A 13,343-nucleotide genomic window follows, 5' to 3' on the forward strand; every position below is an offset into this window, starting at 1 on the left:
TTGCCCCCTCCCAAATTGTGGCCTCGGTATTTTTTAGACGGTGGCAAGGCGCTGTAAAAAGTCGCGGTGCTGGCGATGCGCGGTCTCTTGCACCACCGGCGCCAGGCGCACTTTCTCGCCGGGCAGGTATTGCGCCAGCCTGGCCTGCGCCAACGGCGTCAGCGCACCCAAACGCGGGTAGCCGCCGATGGTCTGCCGGTCATTGAGCAACACAATGGGTTGCCCGTCCGGCGGCACCTGGATCGCCCCCAGCGGAATGCCTTCAGAGATCAACGACGGTCCTTGATACTGCAACGGCGTGCCCAGCAAACGCATGCCCATGCGGTCGGCGCGGCTGTCGATGGCCCATTCGGTGTTGAACGCGTCAAACAGGCTTTGCCCGCTGAACTGGCCAATCTGCGCACCGACAATGACCTCCAGCGGCGCCTTGGCAGGCAACCCCGGTTCACTCAGCACTTTCATCGCGCCGCCCGTACCGGAATACGCCAGATGCCCGCCCTCGGCCAACGCTTTGCCGAAACCGTCCAGCCCACCCAACGCCTCGCGCACCACCGTGGCACAACTGCCCAGCACCTGCGGCGCAGTAAACCCGCCGGGCGCCGCCAGGTAAGCGCGCGCGCCGCTGAACGGTTGGGTGAAGCGCAAGCGCTGGCCCTTTTGCAGGATAAAACTGCGCCCGGGGCTGACCGCACGCTCATCAATGTAAGCGCCCAGGTCCGCACCGGCCAGGGCCAGCAGGCAATACGCTTGCGCCTGCACGGTAAAACCGCCCAAGGTGATTTCCACCACCGGCGCATCCAATGCGTTGCCCAGCAACCAATTGGCCCACGACATCGACACCCAATCCAGCGCGCCGCCCTGGGTCACGCCGAGGTGGCGCACGCCAAAACGGCCGGCATCCTGCAACAGGCACAGCGGCGTGCTGGCCTCGATCAACAAGCAGCTCATGCCTGCGCCTCCAATGGCGTGTCATCGCCGCCCAAGCGGATAAATTCGGCGTGGCTGACGGGCTCGAAACGTACAGTGTCGCCGGGTTGCATCAAGCTGTAGCCGTCGCGCTCACGGTCGAACAGCTTGGCCGGGGTGCGGCCGATCAGGTTCCAGCCACCGGGCGATACCACCGGGTAAGCGGCGGTCTGCCGTTCAGCAATGCCGACGCTGCCGGCAGCCACGCGTTTGCGTGGCGTGCTGAGGCGTGGCGTGGCGAGCACCTCATCGACCAAGCCCATAAAGGCAAAACCGGGCGCAAAGCCGAGCGCGAATACCTGGTATTGATGGGCGCTGTGGCGGCGGATCACGTCGTCTACCGCCAAGCCGCTGCGCTGGCTGAGCAAGCTCAGTTCAGGGCCAACGCTCAGGTCGTACCACACCGGCAACACGTGGCACTGGCCGCTGCCCTGGGCTTGGGGTTGCAGGTCGGCCAGGGCCTGATCGATCAACACCCGCGCCTGAGCCGGGGCCAATACCGTAAGGTCGTAATGCACCATCAAGGTGGTGTAGGACGGCACCAGGTCGACCAGTGCCGCGCCAAAACGCTCGCGCAAGCGCTGGGTGGCAGCAAGCATCCACGGCGTATTGGCTTCGGCAATCACCTCAAACAGACGCACCATCAGGCAGTCAATCGCCACCACTTCAACGCGTGGCTTCATGCTGGCCTCAATGCCTCGCGGATACGTTTTACCGCGGCCACCGAACTGGCGTTGTCGCCATGCACACACAGCGTATTGGCCTGCAACAGCAAGGCGCTGCCGTCGCTGGCAGTCAGCGCTTCGCCTTGGGAAAGCGTCAAGGCTTGCTGGATGATGGTCTCGGAGTCGTGGTGCACGGCGCCCGGCAACTGGCGGGAGACCAAGTGCCCCCGGTGGTCGTAAGCACGGTCGGCGAACGCTTCGAACCACAGAATAACCCCGTATTCATCGCCCAAGGCCTTGGCCGCGCTGTTATCACAAGTGGCCAACAGCATCAGCGGCAAGTCGCCATAGGCCGCCACGGCCTGAATAACCGCGCGCAGTTGCGCAGGGTTGGCCATCATGTCGTTGTACATCGCGCCATGCGGTTTGACGTAACTGACGCGCCCGCCTTGCGCGCGGCAGATGCCGTCCAGCGCGCCAATCTGATAGTGCAACAGGTCCTGGATTTCCTGAGATGTGTAGGCCATGGAGCGGCGCCCGAAACCTTGCAGGTCCTGGTACGCCGGGTGCGCGCCGACTTGCACGCCATGCTTGAAGGCCAGGCTGACGGTCTTGCGCATGATGCTCGGGTCGCCGGCATGAAAGCCGCAAGCCACGTTGGCGCAATCGATGAACGGCATGACTTCGGCGTCCAGACCCAGGGTCCAGTTGCCAAAACTTTCGCCGATGTCACAGTTCAATAACAGACGGCTCACGGTGGGCGCTCCTCTAGGCTGTGTATTTTTTACAGTGTGGGATTGTGGGCACACAACGCGCAACTTGTCCTGGCACCCCAACGCCGCTTATCGTGGAATAGCACGATTTTTGGCGTTTGCCCGGCGCGGCGTCCAACTAATAAAAACCGATCCATGCATAAGAAAAGTTGATCCCATGAATTTGAAGTTCCTCGAAACCTTCGTCTGGGTGGCCAAGCTCAAGAGCTTTCGGCTGACCGCCGAAAAGCTGTTCACCACCCAAGCCTCGATTTCCAGCCGCATTGCCGTGCTCGAAAGCGAGTTGGGCGTGAAGCTGTTTCTGCGCGACTCGCGCGGCGTGAGCCTGACCCCGGAAGGCTTGAAGGTGCTCGATTACGCCGAGCAAATGATGGTGACGCTGCAGGGCTTGAAACAGTCCCTGGAAACCACCAGCAGCAAGGTCGGACGGATTCGGATCGGCGCGATGGACACGGTGATCCATACGTGGCTCAGCCCTTTGGTGGCGGAATTGATGGACCATTTTCCGCTGGTCGAAATTGAATTGATCGCCGATACCGCGCTCAACCTCAGCGATCAGCTGCAAAAGGGCTTCCTCGACCTGATCCTGCAAACCGACCTGCTGCGCCTCGAAACCGTGCGCAGCCTGGAACTTGCCAGCCACCCGATGGCATGGATTGTTGCCCGCCATTCGATCTACAACCGAGACTATGCCTCCCTCGCCGAACTGGCCCGGGAGCGCATCATCACTTACTCGAAAAATTCCCACCCACACCAGGACGTGTTGAGCCTGATGCAGGCCAACGGCGTGGCCGCGCCCCGCATGAACTGTGTGAACTCGGTGTCGGCGATCACCCGCTTGCTGCGCGATGGTTTTGGGGTGGGCGCCCTGCCCCCGGTGCTGGTCCGTGAGGAGCTGGCACGCGGGGAATTGGTGATGCTGCCGATGGCGCAACGCTTGCCGAACTTGCCGGTGGTGGTGTCGTGGCGCGTCGGCGTCGAGTTGGTGGAGGAGATAGTCGGGCTGTGCCAGAAGGTAGTGGCGCGGTATGCCGAAGAGGTCGGTGAAGAGCGGATGGTGCTGAGCCCACAGGTTTCATTGAAGCAAGCGGATTAGTGGGCCTGTGCCACCACTCGGTGCCTCGCTTAGGCTCGGCATGCCCGCCCGCAGGCTTGCATCCGTGGGCCGCCATCGTGGTTTAACGGGGCGCTTCTCAGATCAAAAGCAAAAGCACGGCGGCCTGAAAGCCGACCTGAGTGGTTGAAGCAGATCAAAGGCGGCTTTTGCATACACAGCAGATCTGCTTCTTTTGCTTTCTGTGGGAGGGGGCTTGCTCCCGATAGCAGTGTGTCAGTTGAAAAATACTTATCTGACACACCGCAATCGCGAGCAAGCCCGCTCCCACATTTAGAGTAGAGCTGTGGCGGTCTTTAGAGGCCTTTAAGGTCACGCTCTTCAATCGGCCGGCTCTGGCGCAGGCGCTTGCCGCCCAACACTACCCAATCGATCAAGCGAAACAGGCACTCAATGCCAAACGACAACAACATCGCGCCGCCCAACCCCCAGCCCATGGCTTCAGGCGTCAGCAGAATCTGATAACTGTAGCCGTTCCAGGTTTCCAGACGAATCGCCGGGTCGGCCGCCACCGCCACCTGCAGCGCGCGAATGTACCAAGGCCCCTGCATCGCCTGAAATTGCTTGTCCAACGCCACCTGACGGTCCAGCAAAGTGCCCAAGCTGTTGGCATCGCTGCGAAACACCGGGTCATCACTCGCGCGGTAATGCGCCACCAGCGCCTGCAAATCACCCTTGAAGAACTGCTGCGCAGTCGCATCAAACCCGCGCAGGCCAGTCTGCGCCTCGATCAAGTGGGCCTCGACACGCTTGGCGTAGTCGTTGATAAACCCCGGCACTTGCACACCCACCAACAAGCCAATGGCAAACAGCACCAATCGCAGATAGCTAAGCAACATGGTCGTTATCCTTACTCAGTGATGCCCTGGCTCACGCATTCACCGCGTCGCCACAGGCTCCATTGGCCCGGTTCATAGCGGGTCCAGTTTTCGTTGTCGGTAAGCGGTTCGGTCGCGATCACCGTGACCACATCATTGGGCGTGGTTTCGGCCTGAAAATCGACGATCACGTCGACATCCTTCAACCGTGCCGGACCAAACGGTGCGCGCCGGGTAATCTGCGCCAATTTGGTTGAACAGTAGCAAAACAGCCAGTCACCGTCGCTGAGCAAGCAATTGAACACGCCTTTGCTGCGGTATTCAGCACAGGCCGCAATCAGGTCCGGCAGCATTTGTTCGATGTCCACAGGCTCCGGGAACGCTTCGCGCACACGGTTGAGCAGGTCGCAGAACGCCGCTTCGCTGTCGGTGTCGCCCACCGGCCGGTAGAACGTGGCGCTCGGGTTGAAGTCGGCCAATTGGCCGTTGTGCGCAAAGCACCAGTTACGGCCCCACAGTTCGCGTACGAACGGGTGGGTGTTGGACAGGCACACCTTGCCCACGTTGGCTTGGCGGATATGGCCAATCACTACTTCACTTTTGATGGGATAACGCTGCACCAGCAGCGCGACTTCCGACTCGCTGCTGGCGGCCGGGTCCTGGAACAGACGCAAGCCACGGCCTTCATAGAAGGCGATGCCCCAACCGTCGCGGTGCGGGCCGGTACGCCCGCCGCGCTGCATCAGCCCGGTAAAGCTGAACACAATGTCGGTGGGGACGTTGGCACTCATGCCCAATAATTCACACATGCCAGGGCTCTCGCTGCAGGGCGGACAACGTTAAAGGCGCGGTTCGACCCGCATGCTGCCGGCAGGCGCCGGGCGACGGTACGGCTCGTCGTCTTCGTCTTGGTTTGCGCGCTCGGCGGCCAACGCTGCATCGGTCGCGGCCTTGCGCTCACGACGGGCATTGGCGGCGCGCTCGATGGGCCAGCGGATCAACACAAAGACGATATACACGCCAGCGGCGATCATCGTGTACATGAACAAATCGGAAACCGCCCGCCACGCGTTATTGCCGACCTTGAGCACCAGGTCCAGCGCGGTAATCGCCACGGCCGGCGCGAACTGGGTTTTGACCGGGTCAACGATGGTCGGGCTGAACAGCAGCACCGCCATCAGCAGTTGCAGCGGCTCGCGCAGCCAGCGCCAGACCCAGCGGGTCATGCGCAACCACACCAACAAGCAGCCCAAAGCTGCGAAGGCGTAAAGGCCCCAAGCGGTCAGATAGTCGTTCTCGGTCATGGTGTCCATGGCAAGGTAGGCAAACAGGCGGCTATGATAACGGCTTTTGCGTGTCTCGGCTGCAATGCCTGCCACCATCCGCCAGACAGAGAGTGATCCATGCCTTCATCGACCCACATCGCTGCCGCCCCGATTGCCCGCAAGGCCGCAGGCCAAGACCCTTACGCCTGGCTGCAAGCGCGTGACAGCGCTGAAGTACTTGATTACCTCAAAGCCGAGAACGCTTGGCAGGAGGCGCAACTCGCCGATCAACACACGCTGCGCGAGGCCTTGTTCGAAGAGATCAAGGGCCGCATTCTCGAAACCGACCTGTCGCTGCCCTCGCCGTGGGGGCCGTACCTGTATTACACGCGCACCACCGCGGGTGACGAATACGCCCGCCACTACCGCTGCCGCCGCCCGGCGGATGACAGCAACGTGGTGGATGAAAGCACTGAACAATTGCTGCTCGACCCCAACGTGCTGGCCAACGGCGGTTTTTTTTCGCTGGGCACGTTCAGCATCAGCCCCGACCACCAGCGCCTGGCCTACAGCCTCGACACCAGTGGTGAAGAGATTTACACGCTGTTCGTGAAGGAATTGGCCACCGACAAGGTCAGCGAACTGGCGTTCGAGAACTGCGACGGCAGCATGACCTGGGCGAATGACAGCCTGACGCTGTTCTTCGGCGAGCTGGACGACACCCACCGCCCGCATAAGCTTTATCGCTACCGCCTGGATGGCACGGCGGCGCAGGAAGTGTTCCACGAGCCCGATGGGCGGTTTTTCCTGCATTGCTACCGTGCAAGCTCGGAGCGCCAGTTGCTGCTGGCCCTGGGCAGCAAAACCACCAGTGAAATCTGGGCCTTGGACGCCGACCAACCGCACCTGGACTTTACCTGCCTGGCGCCACGCGTCGAGGACCATGAATACGATGTCGACCACGGCCAACTCGACGGCGAGTGGGCGTGGTTTATTCGCAGCAACCGCGACGGCATCAACTACGCGCTGTTTGTTGCCGCCGACACCGGCAGCGTGCCGACTGAAGACCAATGGCAAAACCTGATCCCGCACAGCGATGAGGTGATGCTCGACGGCGTGAGCTTGAACGCCAGCGCAATGACCCTGAGCCTGCGCATCGGCGGCCTGCCGGTAATCGAAGTGCACGCTCAGGACGTGGCGGCCTATCGCGTCGAATTGCCCGACGCCGCCTACAGCCTTTATGTGCAGAACAGCCTGGAGTTTGCCAGCCACAAGATCCGCCTGCGTTATGAAGCCCTGAACCGCCCCGCCCAAGTGCGCCAGCTCGAATTGGCGACAGGCGCACAAGTGGTGCTTAAAGAAACCCCGGTGCTGGGCGCGTTCAACGCCGACGACTACGTCAGCCAGCGCCTGTGGGCCACTTCTGCCGATGGCACTCAAGTGCCGATCAGCCTGGTGGTCAAGCGCGACCAGCTCGGCAAGCCAACCCCGCTGTACCTCTACGGTTATGGCGCGTACGGCCAGAGCCTTGACCCGTGGTTCTCGCATGCGCGCCTGAGCCTGCTCGAACGTGGCGTGGCGTTTGCCATTGCGCACGTACGCGGCGGTGGCGAACTGGGTGAAGCCTGGTATCGCAACGGCAAACAGGAACACAAGCAAAACACCTTCAGCGATTTTATCGCCTGCGCCGAACACCTGATCGCCCAAGGCCTGACCACCTCCAAGCAACTCGCGATCAGCGGCGGCAGTGCTGGCGGCTTGTTGATCGGCGCGGTGCTCAATCAACGCCCCGCGCTGTTCCAGGCGGCGATTGCCGAAGTGCCGTTCGTTGATGTACTCAACACGATGCTCGACCCGGAGCTGCCGCTGACCATCACCGAGTACGACGAGTGGGGCAACCCTGCAGAGCCCGAGGTGTATGCGCGCATCAAGGCCTACGCACCCTACGAAAACGTCAGCGCCCAGGCCTACCCGGCCACGCTGGTGATCGCAGGTTACAACGACAGCCGCGTGCAGTACTGGGAAGCGGCCAAGTGGGTGGCCAAGCTGCGTGACACCAAGACCGATGACAACCTGCTGCTGCTCAAGACCGAGTTGGGTGCCGGCCACGGCGGGATGAGCGGGCGTTACCAGGGTTTACGTGACGTAGCGCTCGAATATGCGTTTGTGTTCAAGGCACTCGGGTTGAGTTAAGGAACTTAGTGCGGCGGTCCTGTCTGAACACAGGACCGCCGACTGATTGATGGATCAATACTGCCGCTATGCCACAAGCCACTTTGCTTAACGACGAAATCCGCGACATGCTCATGGACTGCGGGCTGTTCGACGCGCTGTTGCCGGAAGATTTTCACCTGGCCGCGGGCTACTTCAATATCAGCAGCATTGCTCAAGACGAGGCGGTTTTTCTCGAGGGCGATGCCGGCACCTTCATGTGCATCCTCCACAGCGGCCAAGTCGCCGTGCAAAAAACCAATCACACGGGCCAGCGCCTGACCATCGCCACCCTGCGCAGTGGCCGGGCTTTTGGCGAAATGGCGGTGCTCGATGGCGAGCGGCGTTCGGCCAGTTGCGTGGCGGTCAGCGACAGCGTGGTGCTGAACCTGGGCAAGGATTCCCTGGAAAAAATGCTCAACGAAGCACCGCGCGTTGCCGCCAAGATCATCCGCGCGATTGCGATTGCCCTGTCCAAACGCCTGCGCATGGCCGATGGGCAATTACTCGCGCAACAGGTTTAACCGCCGGGTGTTTTCGGTTTGCTGTCGTTCTGCAGCAAGCCAGGCACGGTTTGGTCCTTCGGAGGCGTCGGCAATACGATGGGCACCAGCGCAGGTGAGCCGTTAGCGGTGGCCTTGGGGGCGACAGGCGGGGTGACCTGCGGGTATAACGTCGGCGTCGGCGTGCCCGGCGCGCCTGGGGTTGGCGCGGGTGCAACGGGCACGGTTTGCACCTCCTGAGCCTGCGCGGCACCCAATGCGAGCGCGCTCAACACAATGACCGTTAGAATGTTGCACTTCATCGATGGCTCCATGGCCTGACCGGAATACCGTAAGGCTACTCCCAACCGCGCAAGAATGCCCTTCCCAATGAGATTTCCATGAAACGTTTCGTACTGCTCGACACCACCCCGATCCCCGACAACGGCGGTGCCTTGTGCCTGTTCGAATACGGCGAGGATTTTGTCATCAAGATCCAGGGCGGTGATGGCGGCCAGTTAATGAACACGCGCATGCACGGCTCCGAAGACGCGCTGGCGGAAATCCCCTGCCGCAAGGTCGCCGGGCGCCCCGGTTCGCGGGTATTGATCGGTGGTTTGGGCATGGGCTTTACCTTGGCCTCGGCCCTCAAACACTTGGGCAAGACCGCCGAAGTGGTGGTGGCGGAACTGGTGCCCGGTGTTGTGGAATGGAACCGTGGGCCGCTGGGCGAAAAGTCCGGCCGCCCGTTGCTGGACCCGCGCACGGTGATCCGCATGGAAGACGTGGCCAAGGTGCTGCAGGCCGAGCCTCAGGGTTTTGACGCGATCATGCTCGACGTCGACAACGGCCCCGAAGGCCTCACGCAAAAGGCCAATAGCTGGCTCTACTCCGCCGGCGGCCTGGCCGCTTGCGACAAAGCCTTGCGGCCCAAGGGCGTATTGGCCGTGTGGTCGGCCAGCGCCGACAAGCTGTTCAGCGACAAACTGCGCAAGGCCGGTTTCAAGGCCGAAGAAGTGCAAGTGTTCGCCCACGGCAACAAAGGCACCCGGCACACCATTTGGATTGCCGAGAAGCTCAAGGGCTGATCCGCGCGCCCTACAAACACCGAAGATCCCCTGTGAGAGGGGGCTTGCTCCCGATGGCGGTCACTCAGTCAACACATCATCGACTGAACCACCGCTATCGGGAGCAAGCCCCCTCCCACACGTTCAATCCCCGTCAGCTTCTGGATTTGCGGTAATCGATCACATACGGCAGTTTTTTATCGACAGTTTTTTCCAGCTCACCCTGGTCCAGCTTGGTCATGCCGCCCAATTGATGCGCGGTAAAACCACTGTCGCCGACCTGTGAACCCGGCGCCAGGCTGACCATGCGCTTGGCGACAGCTTCAATCGCATCTTTATAGCCGCCTTTCTTGTTCAGGTTGAACGCGCTCAAATCGATTTGCGTGCGCAGCCAGTTGCCCCAGTAAAACTCCAAAAATTCCGGCGCAATCGCGCCGTCCTCCGGCTTGCCGTAGGCCGCCTTGCGGGTGAAGTACACCAGGCTGCGGAACGTGTCGTCCTGCAGGTTCTTGAAACCCAAGTGCGCCGGCAATTGCTCAGGCGCCAGCGTGCGGCCCTGATTGTCCTTGAGCCAAACCTTGCGCGCGGCCTGCATGCGCTGCCAGAAGGTGGCCATGTCCGCGCTGGTGCTGAAATCGTCGGTAACCTTCACCCACATTTTTAATTGAGGCCCACCACCGGGTACTTCCCACAAGGTGGTGAAGCTGTGATGACCGTCGGTCAGGTACAACTGGCCGCCGGGGCCGACCACCACGGTTTTCATCGCATCGGGATGGGCGCCCACCGGGTCTTTGCAGGTGAAGCTTTGAGGTTGCTGCAGGTCGGCCTTTTTGGGCACATTGTCGGCCTCGCCCTGGCCGTTGGTTTCGCAGTATTCGTCGAAGACTTTGGCCGGCTTGTCGGCGAACAACGCCAGGCTGTAGCCAATCTGGTCAAACCCGACCACGGCTTGGGTGGGGTGCAGTTGTTCGAGGCTCACCTCGATTACCTGGCCAGGCTTGGGCGTTGAGAACGCTTGGGCTTGAGCCGCCAGCACGCTGAGCAGCAGCGCAGCGGTCCATGGGTATAAACGCATAGGTTTTCAGATCCTTGTGAAGGGTGTGAGCCGATACTACAAACGATTGCCGGTGCCAGGCTGTACCGCTGCTGAAAAAGCCAGCGGTCATTTACGGCGCGAGCGGCTAGAATCAACTGTATCCGTGAACCCCCAAATAGCCAGGAGCCATGATGAGCTCGACTAACCCGCCCTCCCACACTGCCAAGCTGGACCGCATCCTTGCCGATGCCCAGCGCGACCGGGAAATGGGCTACCGCGACAAAGCCTTGAAGATGTACCCGCACGTGTGTGGCCGCTGCGCGCGTGAATTTGCCGGCAAGCGCTTGAGCGAGCTGACCGTACACCACCGTAACCATAATCATGATGACAACCCCCAAGACGGTTCCAACTGGGAGTTGCTGTGCCTGTACTGCCACGATAACGAACACTCGCGCTACACCGACCAGCAGTACTTCGGCGAAGGCTCCACCAGCAGCCCGACGATTGCCAAGGCGACGCACAACCCGTTTGCGGCGTTGGCCGGACTCATGAAAAAAGATGGATCATAGCTGCAAGCTACAAGCTGCAAGCTGCAAGAAAAAGCCGATCTGCATGCAGCTTGCCGCTCCTAACTTGTAGCTTGCAGCTTGAAACTTGCCGCTATAATGCCGTCTTTTTAAGGCACCCTTCCCCGTGGGCAATAAACGCTACAGCTGCATCGGTCTGTATAACCCCAAATCCCCCGAAAACGTCGGTTCGGTGATGCGTGCCGCCGGCTGCTACGGCGTGGCCTCGGTGTTCTACACCGGGGTGCGTTACGCGCGCGCGCGGGATTTCATCACCGACACCAAAAAAGTCCACCACGACATTCCGTTGATCGGCATCGACGACTTGAAAAAGATCCTGCCGCTGGGCTGCATCCCGGTCGCTGTGGAACTGGTCGAAGGCGCGCGCCCGCTGCCCGAATACACCCATCCCGACCGCGCGCTGTATATTTTCGGCCCCGAAGACGGCTCGCTCGATAAAGACATTCGCGACTGGTGTGAAGACGTGGTGTACATCCCGACCACGGGCTGCATGAACCTTGCCGCCACCGTCAACGTGGTGCTTTACGACCGCTTGGCTAAAGGCAACAACACCCGTTCAGGCCCCAAATACTGATTTTTCGGGAACATCCGACGCCTGCCAACAGTCAGCTATTCACACTAGCCCTTGTTGGAGACAGACCATGAGCGACAACAAAATCCTGCGACCTATCATCGAACACGCGCCACTTGAAACCCAACCCGGCCAAAACGTGCACGGTTGGGAACGCATCGGCTCAGTCGCCGGCGGCGTTATGCTGGTCGGCAAGGGCCTGCGCCGAGGCGGGATCTTCGGGCTGATCCAGGTGGCGATTGGCGGCGTGGCGCTGGTGCGCGGCGTGACCGGGCACAGCTCGCTCAAAGACAAGCTGGAGGAGGGCCGTCAGGAAATGAACACGGTGCGCACAAAGATCGAGCGCGCAGGCCAAGAGTTGAAAAACTTGAAGACCAAGGCCGAAGTGGCGGCTGAAAAAGCCGCCAAAACTCCGGCCTGATCCACGCCTTGCAGAGGTGCAAGGTCAAACTGTGGGAGCGGGCTTGCTCGCGATGGCGCTGTCTCAGACGAGTATTTTTCAACTGACACAGCGCTATCGCGAGCAAGCCCGCTCCCACAAAAAAGCGCGTTTGACCTAATCGATCAGCGCAGCAGTTTGGAATCGAGCACCACCGAAGACTCGCCGATGACAGCGTCGGCCAACTGCACAAACTCGGCGGTGGTGACGCTGTTTGCACGCATCACCGCGTGTGCCAAGTCATCCAGCGAGCGTTTGTTGTGAGTTTTCACGCGGATCTCCCGGTCCAGCTCCTGCAACACCACCACCGCGCGTGAAACGGTTGCGCCGCTGACGTGCTCGCCGCGCAGTGTGGTCACGTCCTTGCCTTCCCTGGCCAGTCGCGCCTGGATCGCGGCATACCGATCATCGGTGATACCGCCCGCACGGCGCATCAGCTCGATGGCATAGAACTGCGCCATGCCTTCGCTGATCCAGTCACTCTTGCCGTGATCATTGAAACGCCCGACGGCCTGCACCACTTCGCGAATCAACGGGCTGCTGCCGTTCTCGCTGACCAGCGGCGTGCGGCTGTTGAGGTAGAGTGAGTCGCGCGACGCAAACACCCCGCGGCGCATCGGGTCGCTGGCGCCCAGCACCAGCAACTTGGCAGGGTGACGCGGGAACGCGGCCTCAACCTGCGGCCAGACGAACGTCAGCAACGTGAGCACATCCATGCGGTGCATGCCCTGGCCCTTGGGCGAAGCCACCGTGACGTCGGTGTCGCCCAAGCGTACGCGGCGGCTGCCAAGATTGCCGGCGAGCATCCAGCCGGTGGGCCGATCAAACAGGCGGGATACGTTGTCGATGCGAAAGGTGTTTTTGCCGATGCGCGGCCAGGCGGTTTCGACGCTTTTCCAGCCTGCCGGCAATTCGAACGCCAGCCGCGAGACCAACTCGACGCCGCCCTGCTGGTCGAGCCGCGCTGGCGGCACCAGGTCTTCACCCCGGAACAGCGCCCAACCGGGGGTCATCCGCGCTTCATAAATGCCGGTTTTACGCGCGTGGGTCAGGCGTACACGGTAGGTCAGGCTGGCCATGCCGGCGCTCGGTTGCCACAGACCACGGTGCCCGTTGAGGCTCCATTGGCCGTCGGCCTTGAAGTCACTGTAGTCGCCGCCTGCGCCCAGGTCGAAGTTCAGGCTGCGCACCGCCGAGCCTTGCGACACGCTCACGCGCACTTGCGCCTGATCGCTCTGCGGCAGCAGTTTGACGTGGTAGTCCAGCTCGACTTTGTTCGCGCACCACGCGGGCAGGCTCAGCGCCAGCAACACCAAAAGCGCCGCCAGCCGGGTTTGCAGCGTCATACA

Annotated in this window: 16 protein-coding genes; 7 read left to right on the top strand and 9 right to left on the bottom strand. The window is 61.3% G+C overall.

The window, feature by feature from the left end:
* Positions 1-33: 33 nt before the first annotated feature.
* Genes ACOZK9_RS15420 through ACOZK9_RS15430 form a run of 3 tightly spaced genes read right to left on the bottom strand, consistent with a single transcriptional unit; the run spans position 34 to position 2,386 of the window.
* Positions 34-948: a 5-oxoprolinase subunit C family protein gene (locus ACOZK9_RS15420; RefSeq protein ID WP_152750056.1), complete on the bottom strand. Its 915-nt coding sequence runs from the start codon at positions 946-948 to the stop codon at positions 34-36.
* A complete protein-coding gene (gene pxpB, locus ACOZK9_RS15425) occupies positions 945-1,649 on the bottom strand; it encodes a 5-oxoprolinase subunit PxpB (protein WP_058411049.1) in 705 nt (234 codons plus the stop codon). Before pxpB ends, ACOZK9_RS15420 begins: the two co-directional genes overlap by 4 nt.
* Complete coding sequence (locus ACOZK9_RS15430; protein ID WP_172979821.1) at positions 1,646-2,386, bottom strand: 5-oxoprolinase subunit PxpA; 741 nt, start codon at positions 2,384-2,386, stop codon at positions 1,646-1,648. Before ACOZK9_RS15430 ends, pxpB begins: the two co-directional genes overlap by 4 nt.
* 175 nt (positions 2,387-2,561) lie before the next feature.
* On the opposite strand from ACOZK9_RS15430, the gene ACOZK9_RS15435 reads away from it, so the two are divergent.
* Complete coding sequence (locus ACOZK9_RS15435) at positions 2,562-3,500, top strand: LysR family transcriptional regulator (protein WP_152750058.1); 939 nt, start codon at positions 2,562-2,564, stop codon at positions 3,498-3,500.
* 314 nt (positions 3,501-3,814) lie between these two features.
* On the opposite strand, the gene ACOZK9_RS15440 is transcribed toward ACOZK9_RS15435, so the two are convergent.
* The 3 genes from ACOZK9_RS15440 to ACOZK9_RS15450 are packed head-to-tail and all read right to left on the bottom strand — an operon-like array spanning position 3,815 to position 5,718.
* Complete coding sequence (locus tag ACOZK9_RS15440; protein WP_058411052.1) at positions 3,815-4,357, bottom strand: DUF2937 family protein; 543 nt, start codon at positions 4,355-4,357, stop codon at positions 3,815-3,817.
* 11 nt (positions 4,358-4,368) lie between these two features.
* Positions 4,369-5,145 carry a class II glutamine amidotransferase gene (locus ACOZK9_RS15445; RefSeq protein ID WP_122249415.1) on the bottom strand — a complete coding sequence of 259 codons (777 nt, stop codon included), beginning with the start codon at positions 5,143-5,145 and terminating at the stop codon, positions 4,369-4,371.
* 30 nt (positions 5,146-5,175) lie between these two features.
* On the bottom strand, positions 5,176-5,718 hold the full coding sequence (locus ACOZK9_RS15450; protein WP_058411054.1) for a hypothetical protein: 543 nt from the start codon (positions 5,716-5,718) through the stop codon (positions 5,176-5,178).
* Between the two features lie 21 nt (positions 5,719-5,739).
* Here ACOZK9_RS15450 and ACOZK9_RS15455 point away from each other — a divergent pair, with 21 nt between their 5' ends.
* Together ACOZK9_RS15455 and ACOZK9_RS15460 are read left to right on the top strand one after the other, a co-directional pair.
* The gene (locus ACOZK9_RS15455) at positions 5,740-7,794 is read left to right on the top strand and encodes a S9 family peptidase (protein ID WP_421556153.1); all 2,055 of its coding nucleotides are present in this window, start codon (positions 5,740-5,742) and stop codon (positions 7,792-7,794) included.
* A 68-nt stretch (positions 7,795-7,862) separates the two neighbouring features.
* Positions 7,863-8,336 (top strand): cyclic nucleotide-binding domain-containing protein, encoded by a 474-nt coding sequence (locus ACOZK9_RS15460; protein WP_421556154.1) that lies wholly within the window; start codon positions 7,863-7,865, stop codon positions 8,334-8,336.
* Here the strand turns inward: ACOZK9_RS15460 and ACOZK9_RS15465 are convergent.
* Positions 8,333-8,617, bottom strand: coding sequence for a hypothetical protein (locus tag ACOZK9_RS15465; protein ID WP_058411057.1), 285 nt, complete (start codon positions 8,615-8,617; stop codon positions 8,333-8,335). The genes ACOZK9_RS15460 and ACOZK9_RS15465 overlap by 4 nt on opposite strands.
* Positions 8,618-8,695: 78 nt before the next feature.
* Here ACOZK9_RS15465 and ACOZK9_RS15470 point away from each other — a divergent pair, with 78 nt between their 5' ends.
* Positions 8,696-9,382 carry a spermidine synthase gene (locus ACOZK9_RS15470; RefSeq protein ID WP_421556155.1) on the top strand — a complete coding sequence of 229 codons (687 nt, stop codon included), beginning with the start codon at positions 8,696-8,698 and terminating at the stop codon, positions 9,380-9,382.
* A gap of 133 nt (positions 9,383-9,515) precedes the next feature.
* Here ACOZK9_RS15470 and ACOZK9_RS15475 read toward each other — a convergent pair whose 3' ends face one another.
* Positions 9,516-10,436, bottom strand: a complete 921-nt coding sequence (locus tag ACOZK9_RS15475) for a ParB/Srx family N-terminal domain-containing protein (protein WP_152749274.1) — start codon at positions 10,434-10,436, stop codon at positions 9,516-9,518.
* A gap of 152 nt (positions 10,437-10,588) precedes the next feature.
* Here ACOZK9_RS15475 and ACOZK9_RS15480 point away from each other — a divergent pair, with 152 nt between their 5' ends.
* The 3 genes from ACOZK9_RS15480 to ACOZK9_RS15490 all read left to right on the top strand — a co-directional run bounded on the left by ACOZK9_RS15480 (position 10,589) and on the right by ACOZK9_RS15490 (position 11,976).
* Positions 10,589-10,966, top strand: a complete 378-nt coding sequence (locus ACOZK9_RS15480; protein WP_058411060.1) for a YajD family HNH nuclease — start codon at positions 10,589-10,591, stop codon at positions 10,964-10,966.
* A 124-nt stretch (positions 10,967-11,090) separates the two neighbouring features.
* Positions 11,091-11,558 carry an RNA methyltransferase gene (locus ACOZK9_RS15485; protein WP_058411061.1) on the top strand — a complete coding sequence of 156 codons (468 nt, stop codon included), beginning with the start codon at positions 11,091-11,093 and terminating at the stop codon, positions 11,556-11,558.
* Between the two features lie 67 nt (positions 11,559-11,625).
* Complete coding sequence (locus tag ACOZK9_RS15490) at positions 11,626-11,976, top strand: YgaP family membrane protein (RefSeq protein WP_152749275.1); 351 nt, start codon at positions 11,626-11,628, stop codon at positions 11,974-11,976.
* 143 nt (positions 11,977-12,119) lie between these two features.
* Here the strand turns inward: ACOZK9_RS15490 and ACOZK9_RS15495 are convergent, their stop codons facing one another.
* Positions 12,120-13,340, bottom strand: a complete 1,221-nt coding sequence (locus ACOZK9_RS15495) for a hypothetical protein (protein ID WP_152749276.1) — start codon at positions 13,338-13,340, stop codon at positions 12,120-12,122.
* Positions 13,341-13,343 lie beyond the last annotated feature (3 nt).

Source organism: Pseudomonas kitaguniensis, assembly GCF_049199985.1.
Taxonomy (GTDB): domain Bacteria; phylum Pseudomonadota; class Gammaproteobacteria; order Pseudomonadales; family Pseudomonadaceae; genus Aquipseudomonas; species Aquipseudomonas kitaguniensis.